Origin of the sequence: uncultured Salinibacterium sp., assembly GCF_963974405.1 — a bacterium.
Taxonomy (GTDB): Bacteria; Actinomycetota; Actinomycetes; order Actinomycetales; family Microbacteriaceae; genus Rhodoglobus.
Genome location: NZ_CAXBBH010000003.1, coordinates 93,822 through 112,307 on the forward strand (window position 1 = coordinate 93,822; position 18,486 = coordinate 112,307).

Annotated in this window: 17 protein-coding genes; 3 read left to right on the plus strand and 14 right to left on the minus strand. The window is 60.5% G+C overall.

Annotated elements, in window-relative coordinates; genetic code table 11:
• Positions 1–7: 7 nt before the first annotated feature.
• Together deoC and AACZ26_RS11720 are read right to left on the minus strand one after the other, a co-directional pair.
• Entirely contained in the window at positions 8–1,021 is a 1,014-nt protein-coding gene (gene deoC, locus AACZ26_RS11715; RefSeq protein ID WP_339621781.1) for a deoxyribose-phosphate aldolase, read from the minus strand.
• The gene (locus tag AACZ26_RS11720) at positions 1,018–1,962 is read right to left on the minus strand and encodes a sugar-binding transcriptional regulator (protein ID WP_339621782.1); all 945 of its coding nucleotides are present in this window, start codon (positions 1,960–1,962) and stop codon (positions 1,018–1,020) included. Before AACZ26_RS11720 ends, deoC begins: the two co-directional genes overlap by 4 nt.
• A 190-nt stretch (positions 1,963–2,152) precedes the next feature.
• Between AACZ26_RS11720 and AACZ26_RS11725 the strand changes: the two genes are divergently transcribed.
• Positions 2,153–3,115 (plus strand): ROK family protein, encoded by a 963-nt coding sequence (locus AACZ26_RS11725; RefSeq protein ID WP_339621784.1) that lies wholly within the window; start codon positions 2,153–2,155, stop codon positions 3,113–3,115.
• Positions 3,116–3,184: 69 nt separating this feature from the next.
• Here AACZ26_RS11725 and AACZ26_RS11730 read toward each other — a convergent pair whose 3' ends face one another.
• The 5 genes from AACZ26_RS11730 to truB form a co-directional block, all read right to left on the minus strand.
• A complete protein-coding gene (locus AACZ26_RS11730) occupies positions 3,185–4,432 on the minus strand; it encodes an MFS transporter (protein WP_339621786.1) in 1,248 nt (415 codons plus the stop codon).
• Between the two features lie 68 nt (positions 4,433–4,500).
• Complete coding sequence (locus tag AACZ26_RS11735; RefSeq protein WP_339621788.1) at positions 4,501–5,457, minus strand: bifunctional riboflavin kinase/FAD synthetase; 957 nt, start codon at positions 5,455–5,457, stop codon at positions 4,501–4,503.
• 1 nt (position 5,458) lies between these two features.
• Complete coding sequence (locus AACZ26_RS11740; RefSeq protein WP_339621789.1) at positions 5,459–5,872, minus strand: hypothetical protein; 414 nt, start codon at positions 5,870–5,872, stop codon at positions 5,459–5,461.
• Positions 5,873–5,897: 25 nt separating this feature from the next.
• Positions 5,898–6,266 (minus strand): hypothetical protein, encoded by a 369-nt coding sequence (locus AACZ26_RS11745; RefSeq protein WP_339621791.1) that lies wholly within the window; start codon positions 6,264–6,266, stop codon positions 5,898–5,900.
• Positions 6,259–7,233, minus strand: coding sequence for a tRNA pseudouridine(55) synthase TruB (gene truB / locus AACZ26_RS11750; protein ID WP_339621793.1), 975 nt, complete (start codon positions 7,231–7,233; stop codon positions 6,259–6,261). The genes AACZ26_RS11745 and truB overlap by 8 nt, the downstream gene beginning before the upstream one ends.
• Positions 7,234–7,363: 130 nt before the next feature.
• Here truB and AACZ26_RS11755 point away from each other — a divergent pair, with 130 nt between their 5' ends.
• Positions 7,364–8,368, plus strand: coding sequence for a 2-dehydropantoate 2-reductase (locus AACZ26_RS11755; protein WP_339621794.1), 1,005 nt, complete (start codon positions 7,364–7,366; stop codon positions 8,366–8,368).
• Positions 8,369–8,407: 39 nt separating this feature from the next.
• Positions 8,408–9,343: an A/G-specific adenine glycosylase gene (locus AACZ26_RS11760; RefSeq protein WP_339621796.1), complete on the plus strand. Its 936-nt coding sequence runs from the start codon at positions 8,408–8,410 to the stop codon at positions 9,341–9,343.
• A gap of 40 nt (positions 9,344–9,383) precedes the next feature.
• Here AACZ26_RS11760 and rbfA read toward each other — a convergent pair whose 3' ends face one another.
• The 7 genes from rbfA to AACZ26_RS11795 all read right to left on the minus strand — a co-directional run bounded on the left by rbfA (position 9,384) and on the right by AACZ26_RS11795 (position 18,443).
• Positions 9,384–9,893: a 30S ribosome-binding factor RbfA gene (gene rbfA / locus AACZ26_RS11765; protein ID WP_339621798.1), complete on the minus strand. Its 510-nt coding sequence runs from the start codon at positions 9,891–9,893 to the stop codon at positions 9,384–9,386.
• 126 nt (positions 9,894–10,019) lie between these two features.
• Complete coding sequence (gene infB, locus AACZ26_RS11770; RefSeq protein WP_339621800.1) at positions 10,020–12,818, minus strand: translation initiation factor IF-2; 2,799 nt, start codon at positions 12,816–12,818, stop codon at positions 10,020–10,022.
• 90 nt (positions 12,819–12,908) lie between these two features.
• Positions 12,909–13,199: a YlxR family protein gene (locus tag AACZ26_RS11775; protein WP_339621801.1), complete on the minus strand. Its 291-nt coding sequence runs from the start codon at positions 13,197–13,199 to the stop codon at positions 12,909–12,911.
• A 120-nt stretch (positions 13,200–13,319) separates the two neighbouring features.
• On the minus strand, positions 13,320–14,321 hold the full coding sequence (gene nusA / locus AACZ26_RS11780; protein ID WP_339621803.1) for a transcription termination factor NusA: 1,002 nt from the start codon (positions 14,319–14,321) through the stop codon (positions 13,320–13,322).
• Positions 14,322–14,395: 74 nt separating this feature from the next.
• Complete coding sequence (locus AACZ26_RS11785) at positions 14,396–16,177, minus strand: proline--tRNA ligase (protein WP_339621805.1); 1,782 nt, start codon at positions 16,175–16,177, stop codon at positions 14,396–14,398.
• 18 nt (positions 16,178–16,195) lie between these two features.
• Positions 16,196–17,344, minus strand: a complete 1,149-nt coding sequence (gene ispG, locus AACZ26_RS11790; protein ID WP_339621806.1) for a flavodoxin-dependent (E)-4-hydroxy-3-methylbut-2-enyl-diphosphate synthase — start codon at positions 17,342–17,344, stop codon at positions 16,196–16,198.
• Between the two features lie 40 nt (positions 17,345–17,384).
• Entirely contained in the window at positions 17,385–18,443 is a 1,059-nt protein-coding gene (locus AACZ26_RS11795) for an alpha/beta hydrolase (RefSeq protein ID WP_339621807.1), read from the minus strand.
• Between the last annotated feature and the right edge of the window lie 43 nt (positions 18,444–18,486).

Sequence of the window (18,486 nt, forward strand, 5' to 3'; positions counted from 1 at the left end):
GGGTGCCTTAGTCAATCGTGACGTAGTCGGGGCCGGAGTAGTGGCCGGTGGTGAGCTTCTGACGCTGCAAGAGCACGTCATTGAGAAGACTGGATGCGCCGAAACGGAACAAGTGCGGCTGCAGCCACTCCTCGCCGACCGTCTCCGCAACAGTCACGAGATACTTGATGGCATCTTTCGAGCTTCGGATGCCGCCAGCAGGCTTGACGCCGATCTTCTCGCCGGTCAGCAAGTGCCAATCGCGCACAACCTCAAGCATGAGCAGCGTGACGGGCAGCGTCGCTGCGGGCGAAACCTTGCCGGTCGACGTCTTGATGAAGTCTCCGCCGGCCAGGATCGAGAGCCACGATGCTTTGCGCACGTTGTCGTAGGTATTGAGTTCGCCGGTCTCGAGGATCACCTTGAGGTGAGCGTAGGTGCCGTTATCGCGGCGGCACGCCTCCTTGACTGCGACGATCTGGTCGAAGACAACACCGTACTTGCCGGAGAGGAAGGCCCCACGGTCAATAACCATGTCGATTTCGTCTGCGCCGTTAGCGACTGCTTCTTTGGTGTCCATGATCTTGATCGGCAACGAGGAGCGTCCGCTCGGGAACGCGGTTGCCACGGCGGCAACGTTAATTCCGTTGTCCGAACCGTTCGACCACGAAGAGCCAAGGCCCTCAGCTGCGTAGGGAACCATGTCGCCGTAAACGCACACCGCTGCGACCTGCGGGGTCGAGGCATCCGAAGGGTCAGGCAGCATGGCTTTGGCCGCGAGAGAGCGAACTTTGCCCGGAGTGTCTGCCCCCTCCAGCGTCGTCAGGTCAATGAGCTTGATGATGGTGTCGAGGGCCCAGGCCTTCGACGTTGTCTTGATCGAGCGTGTGCCCAAACCCGCAGCACGCTGCTCGAGCCCGACAGCGTCGACGCCGGCAAGACCCTCGAGATGGAGCTTGAGCGACTTCTCGGTCAGATCTGAGCCAATGAGGTTGACCGCGCGCTCAGCAGGAGCGAGCGCGATGGCCTGTTCGATTGTCATGTGGTTTCCTCCAGAAGGGCGTGAGCAGTGGCCTCATCGGTGACGATGACGGAACACAGCCCACTCGTAACGACGGCGCGCGCGACGTCATGTTTAGCGTCGCCAGCGACGACAAAAATTGCGTGCTCAGCAGCACGGAGTTCGTCAAGACCGATACCGACCGTGCGCTCATCGAGAGCGGAGTCAACGATCTTGCCTTCGCTATTGATGTAGCGACCGACCACATCGCCCACGGCTCCCTGCGAAACGAGAACATCAACATCGCTCTCGCTGAGATAACCGCTATCGACGTGAACCGAACTAGCACCGGCAACACCAGCGCTGTACAAATAAGCGGATGCTGAAGCACCCAACGCTCGAACGCTTGCGACAGAGCGGTCACGCTCAACCGCGCGCTTCGTTTCGACCTGTTCCAGAATGGCGGGGATGGGCAGCAACGTGGCTTGGCCGTGGCCCTTTTGAGCGATCGTGACAGCGGTCTGGGCCGCGGTTCCCTGTTTGCTATTGAGGCTCACACCGCCGTTGATCTGCACGACTTGCACTCCAACCGTCCAGCCGGGAGCAAGTAGGCGGGCAACCTCATCGAGAGTGCGTCCCCAGCTCACTCCGAGAGTGCGAGGGACGGGGCGTACAGCGGCGAGATAATCGGCCGCCGCCTGAGCTACGCGAGGGCTAACCTCTTCGTCATCCGTGGGGAGCGGAACAACGACAGCGTCTTTGAGTCCGAAGCGGTCGCGCAATTGACGCTCAACATCCAGTCGACGGGCACGGGGGTGGATGATCTCAATGCGCACAATTCCAGCCTCGCGCGCTCGAGTGAGCAATCGCCCCACTTTCCAGCGAGTAATACCGAGAAGAGCGCCAACCTCATCTTGAGTCTTGTTCTCTTCGTAGTAGAGCTCGGCAACGCGCACCGCTAAGAGTTCGGTTGATTCATCCACTGCTGCCTCCTGTCTTCAACGATAGAGTCTCGCGTGTCGCCCTGCAACATATGCTGGAGCACTCGCTCAGATGAGCAGCTACCTACTTCGTAACGTGCGCACATGTGCAGCCAACTCCCCCAACCTGAACGCCACACGAACGGCGTCACGTGCGCACCGCCCGCTCTCAAGACCCAATAAGGTGGATGCCGTGACCACCACCACATCAAATCGCTATGCCCTCGCCATCGATATTGGCGGAACCAAAGTCGAGGCCGCCCTCGTCGACCCGAACGGTGTCGTTCTCGCGACGAGCCGCTTCCGTGCCCCCACTGGCCGTGCGGCATCGAGCGAGCAACTCGCCGAGAGTGTTCGCTCGGTCGTGCAGCAATCGGCCGCTGCCCTTCCCGCTGGCGCCGAGCTACTCGGCGCCGGCATCGGAAGCGCGGGACCCATCTCTGTCTCCCGCGGCGAAGTGTCGCCCCTCAACCTGCCGGCCTGGCGCGACTTCGGCGTGCGTGCTCTCGTAGAAGCGGAGCTTCCGGGCACTTCTGTCGCTCTCCGTGGCGATGGCAACTGCATCGCTCTCGCCGAACACTGGATCGGTGCCGCCCAAGGAGTGAAGTACTTCATGGGAATGGTTGTATCAACGGGAGTTGGCGGCGGGCTTATCCTCGACAATCAACTTATCGACGGACCTACCGGAAACGGAGGCCACTTCGGCCACGTTGAGGTCGGTGGCGAGACGGTCCTTTGCGGTTGTGGCGGAACGGGCTGCGTCGAAGCTGTCGCTTCCGGCCCCAAGACCGTCGAGTGGGCGCAATCTCAGGGTTGGACCGGCTCGACGGGAGAAGAGCTGGCCGCCGACTACGCCGCAGGAAACGAGATCGCAATCAGCGCCGTTCGTCGCTCAGCTCGTGCTGTCGGCCACGGCATTGCGTCGGCGACCGCACTCGTCGACCTTGAACTCGTGGCCATCGGTGGAGGCTTCTCGCATGTGGCCGCGGACTACATCGACCTCGTCGCCGAAGCCATTACTGACCGCGCACCGTTTCCGTTCATCACTAAGGTGCGAGTTGTCGAGTCAGGGCTCTCGAGCGACGGTCCGCTCATCGGTGCCGCTGCTCTCGTGCATCACCCCGAGCGATTGAGCACTTCAGCCCTCGCCCAGTAGGAGCGATGCTCAGGATGCTGCGCTACGGCCGGCATCCTGAACGCCCCTCGGCGAGCACCTTGGTGTTGGCTAATCGTCGAGCGAAGACACCGCTATGCCCAACTCATCTTCGACAAAACTCGGGCGCGCCAGCATGACCGCGCTGATCAGCGCGAGAAGGCTTGAGATGAGCAAGAACATGAGCGGCCAGAACCACCCGCCACTCAAATCGCGCACGAGTGCCACGGCGAAGGGGCCAAGCGCGGCAACGGTATAGGCAACGCTCTGAACGAAACCGCTCAGAGCCGCTGAGCCCTGATGACTCCGTGTACGCAAGTTGATGAGAACGAGACACAGCGGGAACAAGACGGTGCCCAGCCCCACAAGCACCACCGATACTCCGGTGAGCGTCGTGGGAACAAAGGCAAGCCCTAGGTAACCTAGCGCTCCCGCCAGAACTCCGCCTGCCATAACCGCGCCAATATTCGAGACACGGTCCGCGAGAATTGGGCTCACGATCCCCAGCGGAATTCCGATGAGTCCAAAGAGTGACAGCATCGCTCCCGCCTCCACAGCAGTGAACCCTGCTGATTCGATAAGAATCTCGGGCAGCCAGGCAAAGAACGAATAAAAGCCAATCGACGAGACAGCGAAGGCGATCGTGATTGCCCAGGCCGTGCGTGACTTTGCCACCACCCATACCGAAATGCCGGACACCACGGGAACGACACTCGCGTCGAGGGCCGCGGTGCGCTTTGCACGGCGACTTCGAAGAGTCAGAACAAGCCACGGAGTAAAAGCAGTGAGGGCAAGCACAGCCCACACAGCAACAGAGACGCGCCATCCGGCGACTTCCGCTACCGGGGCGGCAAACAGCGCCGGCGTGGCTGCCCCCAAAGAAATGAGCACCACATAGCCACCGGTAACTGTCGCAAGCCGATCGGGAAAGTACTTCTTCACGGCGGGCGGAAGCAGAACGTTTCCTAATCCCATTCCCGCGAGCGCGATGAGGCTGCCGAGCGCGAGGAGCAGGTAACTGTCGCTCACTGCTCGCAGCGCCGAACCAGAGACCATCGCTGCAGAAGCGATCAACAAACTCGCATCGAGACCACGTGACCGAGCGAGCGCCGGAGCAGCGATACCCGCGATGGCGAAGGCAATGGGCGGCAGCATTCCCAGAAACCCCAACCCCAAGCTAGAGATCGGAATATCGTTCTCGATGACGCCGACAATCGGGGAAATCGCGGCAACGGCTGTACGCACGTTAAGCGCGATGAAGAAGATGCCGGCAAGCGCAATAATGCGCCCCCGCCACAGGGCGGGCGTGGGAGTACTCATTCGCACGAGTCTACGTGGTGACGCACCAGTTGCTTCGCAGCAGCAAGCGTTGTGAAATGCTTCACGTACTAACTGTTGGCGGTGCCTTTCGCGGCAACGCCTAATATTTCTCGAACGGCGACCTCATCGAGGCACATCTGGTCGATGAGCGCATCAACAGTCGTGTATTTGACCATGCCCCGCACGTACGCGACGAATTCGATCTCTACCCGTTTGCCGTAAATATCGAAATCTTGGTCGAGAGCGTGCGCTTCCACTTGCTTTTCGGGCACGCCATCAAAAGTGGGGTTGTTACCGATCGAGACCGCAGCGGCGAAACGAACCCCATCAATCACGAGCCAGGCCGCATACACGCCATCGGCGGGAATGAAGCCTTCCAAATTGCGATCAAGGTTGGCGGTCGGATACCCGAGCTCGCGCCCGCGCTGTTGGCCAAGCACTACGACTCCGCGCACAGAATGAGCCGCGGTGAGCAATTGACCCGCCTCCGCTACTCGACCCTCGGTGAGCAGCTCGCGCACAAAAGTAGACGAGACGCGTCGCCCCTCGTCGAACGCGATGTCGTCTATCACTACGACCTCAAAACCGTGGAGTTCTCCCAACTCACGGAGCAACGCAACATCGCCAGCACCGCCCGCACCGAAGCGGAAGTCTGCCCCCACGAGAACGACCTTGGTATCGAGCGTTTCTGCCAGCACAGTGGAAACGAAATCTTCGGCCGACACCTCGCTCAAGGCTCGATCAAAGGTCAGAACGAGAGTGGCGTCGACTTCGGTCGTTGCCAGGCGTTCAAGTTTCTGCTCCTTGCTGAGCAAGGGCTGCGGGCAGGCGGCAGGGTTCAAAAGACTCATCGGATTGCGGTCGAAGGTGACCACGACCGAACGCAGGCCGCGCTCAGCGGCAACGTCACGGAGGCGCGCGAGAACCGCGCGGTGGCCGCTATGGACGCCATCAAATTTACCAATCGTCACGGCGACGGGGCCATACGATTCGGGAACAGCATCAAGAGACTCGAACAGATCCATGTCAGCGACGCTCCTGACCTTTGCGAACCCGGTACAGCCAGATCAGGCCGAGCACGGGAAGCGCTAGAGGCACGAAGAGGTAGCCAGCGCCAAACGCTGACCACACAGTGTCTGCGGGAAAGAGCACGGCATCCACAAGGCTGAGCGTACCTACAGTAATTACGCCCACAAGCTCAAATACGATCGCGACCACAGCAACTCGGTACCACGCGTGACTCGAACGAATGAGAGCGACGGTCGCAACGATGTAGACGAGCCCCGCAACAGCCGAGAGAAGGTAGGCAACGGGTGCCTCGTCAAATTTGGTCGCGATCTGAAAAAGCGAACGCGCGGTAGCGCCCAATGCCATCACCGCATAGACGGCAATAAGTACCCGGCCAATGCCCGAGGCAGTTGAAGTGCTTGTTCTAGTCATCTCTCTCAACTTTAGGCGCTCTTGGCTACGCCAATTGCACAAACCAGATCTGGCTCATGCGATAGACCATCACTGCAATTGACAAACAGGCGACGCCCAAGATGACGGTGCTCCAGCGGTTGCGCTCGATAAGACCCCACATGACCGCGGCGGGCGGAATCAGGATGGCCGACACAAGGTAGATCCAAAACTCCAGCGCGCTGCCAGTGGCCACGTTGCCGAAGAATGGGGACACAACCGCCATCACCAATTGCACGATCAGCAAGGCTTCAACGAGAAGCGTTGCTCCCAAGGAATAGTCATTGGGAGTCACGCGGGCAAACCCGGCCACAATGGCAGCGGTTCCAGCGAGAACCGCAATGATCACTTGGACCCACACAAACCACTCAACCATTGTTTGGGGTTCCTTCCTCAGAAACTGGCTCGCCCTGAGCAGCAGCCTGCTCCTGCGGGTCTACAGGCTGCGGATCGCGCGGAAAATTCGACAGCACTCGAGCACGTCCATCGACGATTTCAATAAGGCCCTGGAGCCGCCCATCGGGCGCAAGCGCAGCGACGGGCAATGAGGCACGCGGCTCGAGCGCAATGCGCTTGCCGTTGGCGAGATCCTCCGACTGTTGCGCGTCGAGCGCCACTGTCTCGAACAGCTCGCGGGCAACCGTCGCAGGCGCGACCAGCTGGGTCTCAAGGTCGGAATCAAGAGCACTAGCGTCATCCACGCTGAAGGGACCCACCCTTGTCCGGCGAAGAACCGTCAAGTGGCCACCCACGCTAAGGGCCTCACCTAAATCACGAGCCAGTGCACGGATGTACGTTCCCGAAGAACAATCGACACGCACCTTGAGATCGATGTACTCATCGCGCGCGATCTCGAGAACCTCGAATACAGAAACCGTCACCGTTCGCTCCGCCAAGACGACCTCTTCGCCCGCTCGAGCCAACGCATACGCGCGCTTGCCATCAACCTTGATGGCGCTGACAGAACTTGGTCGCTGCGAGATAGCACCGGTGAGGTTGGAGACGGCACGCGCGATGTCATCGTCGCTGATGGCAGCGAGAGCCGCGGCATCCGCCGGTTCTGAAAGCTCGCCCTCGGCATCGTCAGTGTTCGACGACGCTCCCAAACGGATCGTGGCCGTGTACTGCTTGTCGAGGCCGACAAGATAGGTCAAGAGGCGAGTGGCGTTGTTGGCGCCAAGCACGAGCAGTCCTGTCGCCATCGGGTCGAGGGTGCCTGCGTGACCGATCTTGCGGGTGCCAACTGACTTGCGTGCTCGAGAGACAACACCGTGACTTGTGATGCCTTGCGGCTTATCGACGAACAAGATCCCACTGGCAGGATTGCGCGGTGGCTTAGCCATGCCATTTCCTCCACCCTGGCAACCCCGGATGGGTAGCCCATCAACTTTAGCCAATTCTGCCGCAGCATACACACGCGCCGCAGCAACAGCGCAGCGAGCTATCTGCACTCGCTGCGCTTAGACTGCGGCTATGCGAATCGGCATTATTGGGGCAGGTGCCGTTGGTGGCGCAATTGCGGTACTGCTCGCGCGCGCAGGCAACGATGTTGAAGTGACCGCGCGGGGCGCCCACCTCAAAGCCATCCGGGAGTCCGGCCTCAGTCTCACCGGAGCGTGGGGCGATAGTGTGTCACGAGTTCGCGCCGCGGAGACCCTCAGTCGTGTGAACGAGCTAGTGATCGTGGCCACGAAAGCCCACGACGCGGAACAAGCTCTTCGAGACAATCTTCGTTTTGTCCGCAATGTTCCGGTCGTCATTTTTCAGAACGGCCTCGATTCTCTCGACACCGCTGCTCAGGCGTCACCGCGGTCAGACATCATCGGCGGGCTCGCCACCTTCGCATCCTCGTTCCTCTCCCCCGGACTCATCGACGTCACCGCCGCGGGCCCCAGCTATGTGGGTGTCGCGGGAGACAACGACGTGCCAGCCCGCTACGCCGCCGACGCTCTCAATGCCGTCATGCCGACATTCGCGGTTCCCAATTTCCGTGGCGCCCAATGGACGAAGCTGGTGATCAACCAAGTCAACGCCCTCCCGGCGATCACGGGCCTCAGCGTGCAAGAGGTCATTGCCGATTCACGCCTCCGTCGAATCATGACCGCGAGCATGCGCGAAACGGCTAGAACTGCTCTCGCGCACGGCATTCGGTTCGAGACTCTGCAGGGACTCTCACACCGCCGACTGCGCGATCTTGCCCGCGCGCCGCTCTGGCTAGGCCAGTTGGTGCCCCTCGCGATGAGCCGACGCATGGGCAGCACGCCCAACCCCGGGTCGACCCTTCAAAGCATTCGCCGTGGTCAACCCAGCGAAGTAGACGCCCTCAATGGTGCCGTCGTGCGAGCAGCCAGCGAACGAGGCCGTGCAGCCCCGATCAATGCCCTGATGGTCGAGCTGGTGCACGCCGTCGAAGCAACCGGGAACTTCCTCAGCATTGAGGATGCCGCAGCACGATTCACCCACGCCACACGCCGCTAATCCCCGGTTTCGATTTCCGCCCCACCCCGATTGCCTCGAATGACCAACCCCAACACTTCCGCCATCCCGAATAGCGAGCAGGAATCCTCCGCCAACACACGCCTCGATCGCGCCGAGCTTGCTCGAATCATCCGAGACTGGTTTGCCGAAAATGGGCGCGACCTCCCCTGGCGCCACGATGACTTTGGCGCCTGGGGCATCCTGGTCAGCGAAATCATGCTGCAGCAGACCCCGGTGATTCGCGTGATCCCCCGCCTCGAACAGTGGCTAGAACGTTGGCCAACACCCGCCGATCTTGCCGCCGCCGCACCGGGCGACGCCGTTCGCGCCTGGGCACGCCTTGGCTACCCCCGACGCGCGCTGAATCTTCACGCGGCCGCGACCGCGATCGCGGAACAGCACAACAATGTTGTGCCCGAGGATGTCCCCACGCTGCTCGCCCTGCCCGGGATCGGGGACTACACCGCGCGCGCCGTCGCCTCCTTTGCCTATGGACACCGGCATCCGGTGGTCGATACCAATGTGCGGCGAGTGATCGCACGCGCCGTGGACGGAGAAGGTGAGGCGGGCCCGCCCTCGACGAAGCGTGACCTCGCTGCAATGGAGCTGCTGCTGCCCGATGACCTCGCCGCCGCGCAAGCGACGAATGCCGCTGTCATGGAGCTGGGCGCCATAGTCTGCACCGCTAAGAAACCACTGTGTGAGCAGTGTCCCGTTCGCGACCTGTGCGCGTGGAGAGCGGCAGGTTATCCGGTGTATGAGGGAAAAAAGCAGGTGGTGCAGAAGAAGTTTGAGGGCTCGGATCGCCAAGTGCGTGGGCTGATTCTCGCCGAACTGCGCGCGAGCGATGTTCCGGTCACCGCCGCTGAGATTGAGCAAGTGTGGTCGGATGCCGAGCAGCGTGACCGTGCACTGGCGGGCCTACTCAAGGACGGGCTCGCCGTCGCAGAAGACTCAGGGTACGTTCTGCCGTAATCGCGGGTTGCACTGCTGCGACTAGGTCGCTCTCGAGTGGTTAGTCCTTGTCGCTGACGTAATGACCATCGTCATCCTCATCGTCATCGTCATCGTCATCGAAGCCTGCTGCTTCTTCTTCGGCGGCAATGTCCCGTGGTTTCACGTAGGGGTCTTCGTCTCCCGCATACTTCGCGGTCTTCTTGAGCGCTTCGACGGAAGCATCACGCAAGTGAGCCTCGGTGAGAAGCGAGTCGATAAGAGCCGCATTTTCGGGGATGCCGTCGGCAATGAACTCGATAGACGGAGTGAGGCGCGCGGTGAGGTTCTTGCCTACTTCACGACGAACAAGGCCGGTCGCCGATTTGAGAGCGGCGGCGCTATCGAGGCGCTCGTCATCAGTGCCGTACACCGTGTAAAACACGGAGGCGTGCTGGAGGTCGCCGGTTACCCGGACATCGGTGATGGTAACGAAGCCCAATCGAGGATCTCTAATTCCACGTTCGAGTGTCTTCGCAACGATTACCTTGATGCGGTCCGCCATCTTTGCGGCGCGAGCTGCGTCAACCATCTCTACTCCTTCTCCAACTTTCGCTGCCTCGGGGTGTACCGAGGCGGTGACGGCACCCAGGTCGGGAAGCTTGCGGAGCCTGCGTAGCTCCGCTTCCTGACCTGGGTGCCGTCATAAGCCAACGGGCTAGACCCGCGGCTTTTCCTTCATTTCGATTGTCTCGATTTCGTCGCCGACCTGAATGTCGTTGAACTTACCAAGACCGATACCGGCCTCGTAGTCTGTACGAACTTCAGTGACGTCATCCTTGAAGCGACGCAGCGAGTCGATAGCGAGGTTGTCGCCAACGACGACACCATCGCGGATAACTCGTGCTTTGGCGTTTCGTGTGATCGTTCCCGAGCGCACGATGACACCCGCGATGTTTCCGACCTTGGAGGAGCGGAAGATCTCGCGGATCTCTGCAACACCCGACTGCACTTCTTCGAATTCCGGCTTGAGCATGCCCTTGAGCGAGCTCTCGACGTCTTCGAGCGCGGCGTAGATGACCGAGTAGAAACGTACGTCGACACCTTCACGAACAGCACGCTCGCGTGCCTTCGGGTCGGGTCGAACGTTGAACCCAATGATGATGGCGTTGTCGACGGTTGCGAGGTTGATGTCGCTCTCGGTAACAGCACCGACACCGCGGTGGATGATGCGCAGCTGAACAGAATCGTCGACCTCGATCTTGAGGAGCGACTCTTCGAGAGCTTCAACAGCACCCGAAACGTCACCCTTGATGATGAGGTTGAGCGATTCGACCTTGCCATCTTCGAGGGCCTTCGTGAAGTCCTCAAGGCTGATGCGCTTGCGGCTACGAGCCAACAGGGCGTTGCGCTCTGCTGCTTCGCGCTTCTCAGCGATCTGGCGGGCCATACGGTCGTCATCGGTAACCAAGAACACGTCGCCGGCCTTGGGTACTGACGTCAGACCGAGCACTGCGACGGGGCGCGACGGCTCAGCGTGCGTAACCGATTCGCCGTTCTCGTCGAACATCGCACGAACACGACCGTAGGCGGTACCGGCAACGATCGGGTCGCCGACTTCAAGCGTTCCCGACTGGATGAGCACGGTAGCAACAGCACCGCGACCCTTGTCGAGCTTGGCTTCAATCGCAACACCACGAGCATCCTTGTTGGGGTTTGCACGCAGGTCGAGTCCGGCATCCGCCGTCAAGAGCACAGCATCAAGCAGCTCGGTGATACCGACGTTGTTGAGCGCCGAAACGTCCATGAACATCGTGTCTCCACCGTATTCTTCGGCAACGAGGCCAAATTCGGTGAGCTGCTGACGAACCTTTGCAGGGTTCGCGCCTTCTTTATCAATCTTGTTGATCGCGACAACGATCGGAACATTGGCTGCCTGAGCGTGGTTGAGTGCTTCAACCGTCTGGGGCATGATTCCGTCGTCGGCTGCGACCACCAGGATTGCAACGTCGGTGACTTGAGCACCACGAGCACGCATAGCGGTGAACGCTTCGTGACCCGGGGTGTCAATGAAGGTAATCGGACGTTCGATACCCTCGTGCTCTTTGACAACCTGGTAAGCACCGATGTGCTGAGTGATGCCACCGGCTTCGCCAGCGACAACGTTGGCGTTACGGATGGAGTCAAGCAGCTTGGTCTTACCGTGGTCGACGTGACCCATGACGGTAACAACGGGAGGACGCACGACGAGTTCATCGTCCGACTCCTCTTCGAGCTCTTGATCGAGGTCCATATCAAACCCGAGCAGGAGTTCGCGGTCTTCCTCTTCTGGGGAAACCATTTCGATCTTGAACCCGAGCTCTTCACCCAGGATGTCGAAGGTTGCCTCATCGAGGGACTCGGTTGCTGTCGCCATTTGTCCCAAGTGGAACAGAACGGTGACGAGGTTTCCGGGGCTCGTGTCGATCTTGTCGGCAAAATCGGTGATGGAAGCACCACGGCGAAGGCGAATTACTTCCTTGCCGTTTCCGCGCGGGACGCTAACGCCACCAAGCGAAGGTGCTTCTCTCAGTTCGAACTCTGCCCGCTTCGCGCGCTTCGACTTACGTGCCTTGCTCTTGCCGCCTCCGCGACCAAACGCACCTGCGGTTCCTCCGCCGGGGCCACGGCCACGGCCGCCTCCTGGTGGACGGTTAGGACCAAAGTTGTTGCCTGGTGCTCCACCGGGACGGAAACCGCCGCCAGCTGCACCGGGACGTGCACCAGCACCTGCTCCAGCAGCGCCGCCCGGACGCTGACCGAAGCCACCTGGGCGCTGGCCTTGACCAGGCCCACCTGGGCGAGGTGCGCCCGGACGAGGCGATCCTGCACGAGGTGCGCCAGGACGAGGTGCACCCGGACGCGGTGCGCCGGGACGAGGAAGTCCTGGGCGAGGTGCCCCAGGACGAGGAATAGAACTGTTGCCACCGCTCGCTGCTGGACGGCCCATTCCCTGGTTAGAGGCGAAGGGGTTGTTTCCCGGACGGGGAGTACCCGGACGAGGAACAACAGACGGGTTGGGGGCATCAGCGGAGCCAGATTCGGGCTTCGCGCTGGCAGCAGCTGCTGCCTTTTCTGCGGCGAGGGCCTGAGCCTGACGCTCGGCGACCGTGAGCGGTGCGGGAGCCGCACCCTCTTCGGGTTCGCGAGCCTGTTCAGGTTCCGGTGTCGCAGCGGGTGCGACCTCAGCGACATCTGCCGGGGTCGGTGCGCTGGGCATCGGAGTCTTGGGCTTGGGTGTCGCTTTCGCGGCAGCCTTCGGCGCGGCCTTCGGAGAAGCCTTGGGCTTCTCTTCTGATGCCGGAGCTTGTGCGGCGTCAGCCTCAAGCGCAGCCTTCAACCGTCGGGCGACGGGGGGCTCAATGCTTGACGATGGGCCTTTAACGAATTCGCCCATTTCTTTGAGCTTCGCTAATGCAGCCTTGCTATCGACGCCGGCTTCGGCGGCGACTTCGTGTACGCGTGGTTTTGCAGCCACTTTTCTCCTGTCTGGGTCTGCTCCCAGACAGGGGCAGACCACTAATTACGGACGGAACTCATTTCGAGCCGCTCATTAGTTGTCCATAGGTCAATCAGCCTGTTCGTTAGGGGACATCGGTTGATGTCCCGTCTCATATTCAGCTAACACTGAAAGAAGTGCTCCGGTGTCTAGCGGTGAATCCACCTTCAACGCGCGTGCAAAAGCTCTGCGTTTAACTGCAGACTCAAAACACGAAGTTGTGGGGTGAAGCCACGCACCGCGGCCCGGAAGTGTGGCCGATTGGTCAGCCACCACCGCACCGTGAGATGCGACAACTCTCAGTAACGAGGGTCTGCTGGCGCTTGCGCGACAGCCAACACACGTTCTTACTGCATCCATAATACCCCTACTCTGCAATCACGCACTCCCCCGCGCCCGATGTCGAAGACAGGTGCAGCGGAATACACCCGCGTCGGCTCCCGCAGCACACGTGCTCGCGGAGCCGACTCGGGCGGGCGACTACTCGTCGTCGAGAATGGAATCAGGTTGGATGTCGATGCGAGCACCCGTGAGCTTGGCAGCCAGTCGGGCGTTCTGACCCTCTTTGCCGATCGCGAGCGACAACTGGTAGTCGGGTACGAGCGCGCGAACAGCCTTGGTAGCTTCGTCGATCACGAACGAGCTCGATACCTTAGCGGGAGAGAGTGCGTTGGCGACAAACTCAGCAAGGTTCTCCGAGTAGTCAACAATGTCAATCTTCTCGCTATTGAGCTCGGCAGTAACCGCGCGAACGCGCTGCCCGAGTTCACCAATGCACGAACCCTTCGCGTTGATACCCGGTTCGGTGGCTCGCACAGCCATCTTGGTGCGGTGGCCCGCTTCGCGAGCAACCGAGGTGATCTCCACAAGACCGCTAGCGATTTCGGGAACTTCAAGTGCGAACAGCTTGCGAACAAGCGAGGGGTGCGTACGGCTGACCGTAATCTGAGGCCCCTTGTCGCCCTTGTTCACTGCAGTCACATAGACACGCAAGCGCGCACCGTGTGTGTATTCCTCGCTGGGCACTTGCTCTTCTGGAGGCATGATTGCCTCAACGGTGCCCAAGTCGATGTGGATCATTCGCGGGTTGGGGCCCTGCTGAATTACTCCAGCAACAATGTCACCCTCACGACCCTTGAACTCGCCAAGAACCTTGTCGTCACCAATGTCGCGCAAGCGCTGGTTGATGACCTGTTTTGCTGCGAAAGCGGCAATACGACCGAAATCACTGGGGCTGTCTTCAGCCTCGCCAATAACCGCACCCTCTTCGTCATACTCAGGGACCCAGACACTGACATGTCCGGTTTTGCGGTCGAGCACAACACGAGCGGTGGGCTGCACTTCTGCAGCCTTACCTTCGGGAGCCTCAACGTGCTTGAGATAGGCGCTCAGAATCGCCTGCTCAATGATCTGCACCAGTTCTTCGAACGGTATCTCTCGCTCGCGCTCCATCATGCGCAGCACGCTCAAGTCGATATCCATTGAGGACCTCCGATATTCATTTAGGGGTGTGACTCGCAGCCGTCTGCGGCTGCGAACTTGCTAGTTTAGCTGGCTTATTCTGCGAGCGCAGCGAGGACGTCGGCGACCGGAGCGCTCGTTCGTTCGTTCGTGGCCCGATCCCAGACTTCAACCATTCCATTGGCAGCGTCGCGACCGACAATCACGATCTTCGGAACACCAAGCAACTCAGCATCGCCAAACTTCACTCCGGGCGACACCTTCGGGCGGTCATCGAACAACACGTCGAGGCCAGCCTGTTCGAGCGAACCAACCAGAGATTCTGCAGTCTCGAACACCACGGCATCCTTGCCCGCGGCGACAATGTGCACGTCAAAGGGGCTGATGTTCTTGGGCCAGAGAAGTCCCTTGCCGTCGTTGGTGGTCTCCGCGATAGCCGCCATCAGTCGCGTAACGCCGATTCCGTAGGAACCCATCGTGACGGTCACGAGCTTTCCATTTTCGTCGAGAACCTTGAGTCCAAGAACCTCAGCGTACTTGCGGCCGAGCTGGAATACGTGGCCGATCTCCATGCCGCGAGCGGTCTCAATAGGACCACTACCGTCAGGAGCAGGATCGCCGGCGCGGACATCCGCCACTTCGACCGTGCCGTCAGCGACAAAATCGCGACCGGCAACAAGACCAAGAACATGCTTTTCGTGGATGTTGGCGCCAGTGATCCACTGGGTTCCCTCCACCACGCGCGGATCGAGCACGAAGCGCACGCCAGTGGCCGACCTCTCTCCAATGACGGCACCCTCGGGCGACCACGGACCAATGTAGCCCTTCACGAAGCCAGGGTTGCCCTCGAGCTTGGCGAGTTCAGCAAAGTCCTTCTCGGTTGCAGGCTCGACCTCAGCGGGGGCGAAAGCTACTTCGGCACGCTTCAGGTCGACATCGCGGTCACCGGGAAGTCCCACAACAACGAGCTCGCGCGTGCCGTCAATTGAGGTGAGCGCCAACACGATGTTCTTGAGCGTGTCTGCCGCCGTCCATGGGCGGTCGGGGCGCGGCTGCTGCTCGTTCGCGAGAGCAACGAGAGTGTCAATCGTTGGCGTATTAGGCGAGTCGAAGACGAGAGGCTCAGGCAGTCCGTCAACCGGCAGCGCCACGGGCACAGTGGTGCGGTACGCCTCAACGTTGGCGGCATAGCCACCGGCCGAACGAACAAAGGTGTCTTCGCCGATAGGAGTTGGGTGCAGGAATTCTTCGCTCTTTGAGCCACCCATCGCACCGGCATCCGCCGACACAACAACGTACTCAAGGCCGAGGCGATTGAAGATGCGCTCATAAGCGTCGCGGTGCTGCTGGTACGACACGTCGAGTCCAGCATCCGTGTAGTCGAAGGAATAGCTGTCCTTCATGGAGAATTCACGACCGCGCAGGAGACCCGCGCGCGGACGTGCCTCGTCGCGATACTTGTCCTGGATCTGGTAAATCGACAACGGCAAATCTTTGTAGCTCGAGTACAGGTCCTTCACGAGCAGCGTGAAGACCTCTTCGTGCGTTGGGGCCAACAGGTAGTCGGCACCTTTGCGGTCCTTGAGTCGGAAAAGTGCGTCACCGTACTCGGTCCAGCGCCCCGTGAGCTCGTAAGGTTCGCGCGGCAACAGTGCCGGGAACAGCACCTCTTGCGCACCAAAAGCTTCGAGCTCTTCGCGGATGACCGCCTCGATCTTGCGGCGAACCTTCAAGCCGAGCGGCAACCACGCAAAAACACCGGGAGCCTGCCGACGGATGTAGCCGGCGCGCACCAAGAGACGGTGGCTGGCTACTTCAGCATCGACGGGATCTTCGCGAAGCGTGCGGACAAAGAGTTGGGAGAGACGTGTAGACACGCCTCAATGGTAGTGCGCCTACGGGGTAAGAACTTGCGGGCTACCGATTTCTCCCGCGGGCATTTCTGCGGCGATGCGGTTGGCTTCTTCGATAAGAGTGGCGACAATGTCTGCCTCGGGAACCGTCTTGATGACTTCACCCTTCACAAAAATCTGGCCCTTACCGTTTCCGCTGGCGACACCGAGGTCAGCTTCGCGAGCTTCACCCGGTCCGTTGACGACGCAACCCATCACGGCGACGCGCAACGGAACTGTCATGCCCTCGAGGCCCTCAGTGACATCGTTCGCGAGCTTGTAGACATCGACCTGGGCGCGACCACACGAAGGGCACGAGACGATTTCAAGCTTGCGCTCGCGCAGGTTGAGCGACTGCAGAATCTGCAGGCCGACCTTGATCTCTTGCACGGGAGGAGCGGAAAGGGAAACGCGAATAGTGTCACCGATGCCCTCAGAGAGCAGGATGCCGAATGCTGTCGCGCTCTTGATCGTTCCTTGGAACTCGGGCCCCGCCTCGGTCACACCGAGGTGCAACGGCCAGTCACCGCGCTCGGCGAGCATACGGTATGCCTTGACCATGACGATCGGGTCGTTGTGCTTGACCGAAATCTTGAAATCGTGGAAGTCGTGCTCTTCAAAGAGGCTTGCCTCCCACACGGCACTCTCGACGAGCGCTTCTGCGGTGGCCTTGCCGTACTTCTGCAACAGACTCGGCTCGAGCGAACCCGCGTTAACACCAATACGCAGGCTCGTGCCCGCATCCTTGGCAGCCTTTGCGATCTCGCCGACCTTGTCGTCAAACTTGCGGATGTTTCCCGGGTTAACGCGAACGGCGCCTACTCCGGCATCAATCGCCGAAAACACGTAGCGCGGCTGGAAGTGAATGTCAGCAATAACCGGAATCTGGCTCTTCTTCGCGATGATGTGCAGCACATCCGCGTCATCTTGATGAGGCACAGCAACACGCACGATGTCACAACCCGACGCCGTCAACTCAGCAATCTGCTGCAGAGTGGCATCGATATTGGTCGTTTGCGTCGTCGTCATGGACTGAACGCTGACTTGCGACTCGCTGCCGACTCCTACTGAGCCGACCTTGATCTGCCGGGTCTTGCGACGAGGAGCGAGGACTTCAGGGACTTTCGGCATTCCGAGATTGATTGCTGGCACTCATCCATCCTAAAGCCGACACCTGAACATCGGCGGAACGCTAGCGCGCGGCGAGATGAGCAGTCAGTGCCTGTACGAATTCGCCTGGCCGTTCAAGGTGTGCCGAGTGGCCGCAGTTGTCCCACGCGAGCTCGGTGTATTCGCCACCGTTGGCCACATACTTGTCGAAAACTGCGCGGGTCTGCTCGATCATCGGCTGCGGCGGTGCGACCTCAGCACCCGGCCAACCGGGGATGACGCCCAACTGTCCTAAGAAGTTCAGATCGAAACCCGAGGCATCCGACACAATCGCGTCCTGCAGCCCCCGCACCCAGAGAATGCGCGGTTTGGACTGCAGCTCGGTGATTCCGCTGACATTGAAGTGATCGGGCGTCATGGTGTTGAGCACACCACGACCACCGGGACCGAAGCCCGGCCACGCTTCGACAACTACGGAGTCGCCCGGGTAGTTGTCTTCGCCGGTAGCGGTCGTCAGCATCGATTCAACCCAGAGATCTTCGTGCTCAGTGTGAGCTGCAGCATCCGCAACATATGCCGTGCGAAACACCATGCGAGCGGATGTTGGCGAATCGTCGCCTGCATTACCGGCGTTCAATTGGGCCACAAAGTCAGGATTCGCTCCCCCACCGCCAGTGCCAGGGCACTCTGGAGCGAGAAGCTCTCCATTCGCCCCCTTCGTGCCGCCGAACCCGTACGGCGACACAGGTGACACAAACGTCACTGTCTCGACCCGATCAGCGTGGTCGAGCATGAACTGCATCACTACTCCACCGCCCATGCTCCAGCCGACGAAGTTTGCCCGCTCAATATCGAGGGCGTCGAGCACGGTCGCGATGTCGTCGGAGAAGTCGCGAACTCCCCGCGTGGCATCCACCGGACGTGTCTCGCTGTCACCGAAACCGCGCAGGTCGATCGCAAGCGCTCGCACAGTGCTATCGAGCGCGAGCATCGTCGGTTGCCAAAACAATGACGACGAAACATTGCCATGCACAAAAACAACGGTCGACGTGGGCTGATCTGCCGGTCGCTCAAGAACCGACGCGACCAAGCGCGGTGTGGTGACGCTGTGCTGAACGATGCCATCGAGAAGGGTAGCCATGGTGTGTCCTTTGGTCAGTTGAACTACGGGGGTGGCGAAACGG

Excerpts from the sequence above, each read along its gene's own strand:
- AACZ26_RS11795 (WP_339621807.1), bottom strand. The coding sequence starts at position 18,443 with ATGGCTACCCTTCTCGATGGCATCGTTCAGCACAGCGTCACCACACCG.
- AACZ26_RS11730 (WP_339621786.1), bottom strand. The coding sequence starts at position 4,432 with ATGAGTACTCCCACGCCCGCCCTGTGGCGGGGGCGCATTATTGCGCTT.
- deoC (WP_339621781.1), bottom strand. The coding sequence starts at position 1,021 with ATGACAATCGAACAGGCCATCGCGCTCGCTCCTGCTGAGCGCGCGGTC.
- truB (WP_339621793.1), bottom strand. The coding sequence starts at position 7,233 with ATGGCTAAGCCACCGCGCAATCCTGCCAGTGGGATCTTGTTCGTCGAT.
- AACZ26_RS11775 (WP_339621801.1), bottom strand. The coding sequence starts at position 13,199 with ATGGATGCAGTAAGAACGTGTGTTGGCTGTCGCGCAAGCGCCAGCAGA.
- AACZ26_RS11735 (WP_339621788.1), bottom strand. The coding sequence starts at position 5,457 with ATGGATCTGTTCGAGTCTCTTGATGCTGTTCCCGAATCGTATGGCCCC.
- AACZ26_RS11755 (WP_339621794.1), top strand. The coding sequence starts at position 7,364 with ATGCGAATCGGCATTATTGGGGCAGGTGCCGTTGGTGGCGCAATTGCG.
- nusA (WP_339621803.1), bottom strand. The coding sequence starts at position 14,321 with ATGGATATCGACTTGAGCGTGCTGCGCATGATGGAGCGCGAGCGAGAG.
- AACZ26_RS11745 (WP_339621791.1), bottom strand. The coding sequence starts at position 6,266 with ATGGTTGAGTGGTTTGTGTGGGTCCAAGTGATCATTGCGGTTCTCGCT.
- AACZ26_RS11740 (WP_339621789.1), bottom strand. The coding sequence starts at position 5,872 with ATGACTAGAACAAGCACTTCAACTGCCTCGGGCATTGGCCGGGTACTT.
- rbfA (WP_339621798.1), bottom strand. The coding sequence starts at position 9,893 with ATGGTTGACGCAGCTCGCGCCGCAAAGATGGCGGACCGCATCAAGGTA.
- AACZ26_RS11760 (WP_339621796.1), top strand. The coding sequence starts at position 8,408 with ATGACCAACCCCAACACTTCCGCCATCCCGAATAGCGAGCAGGAATCC.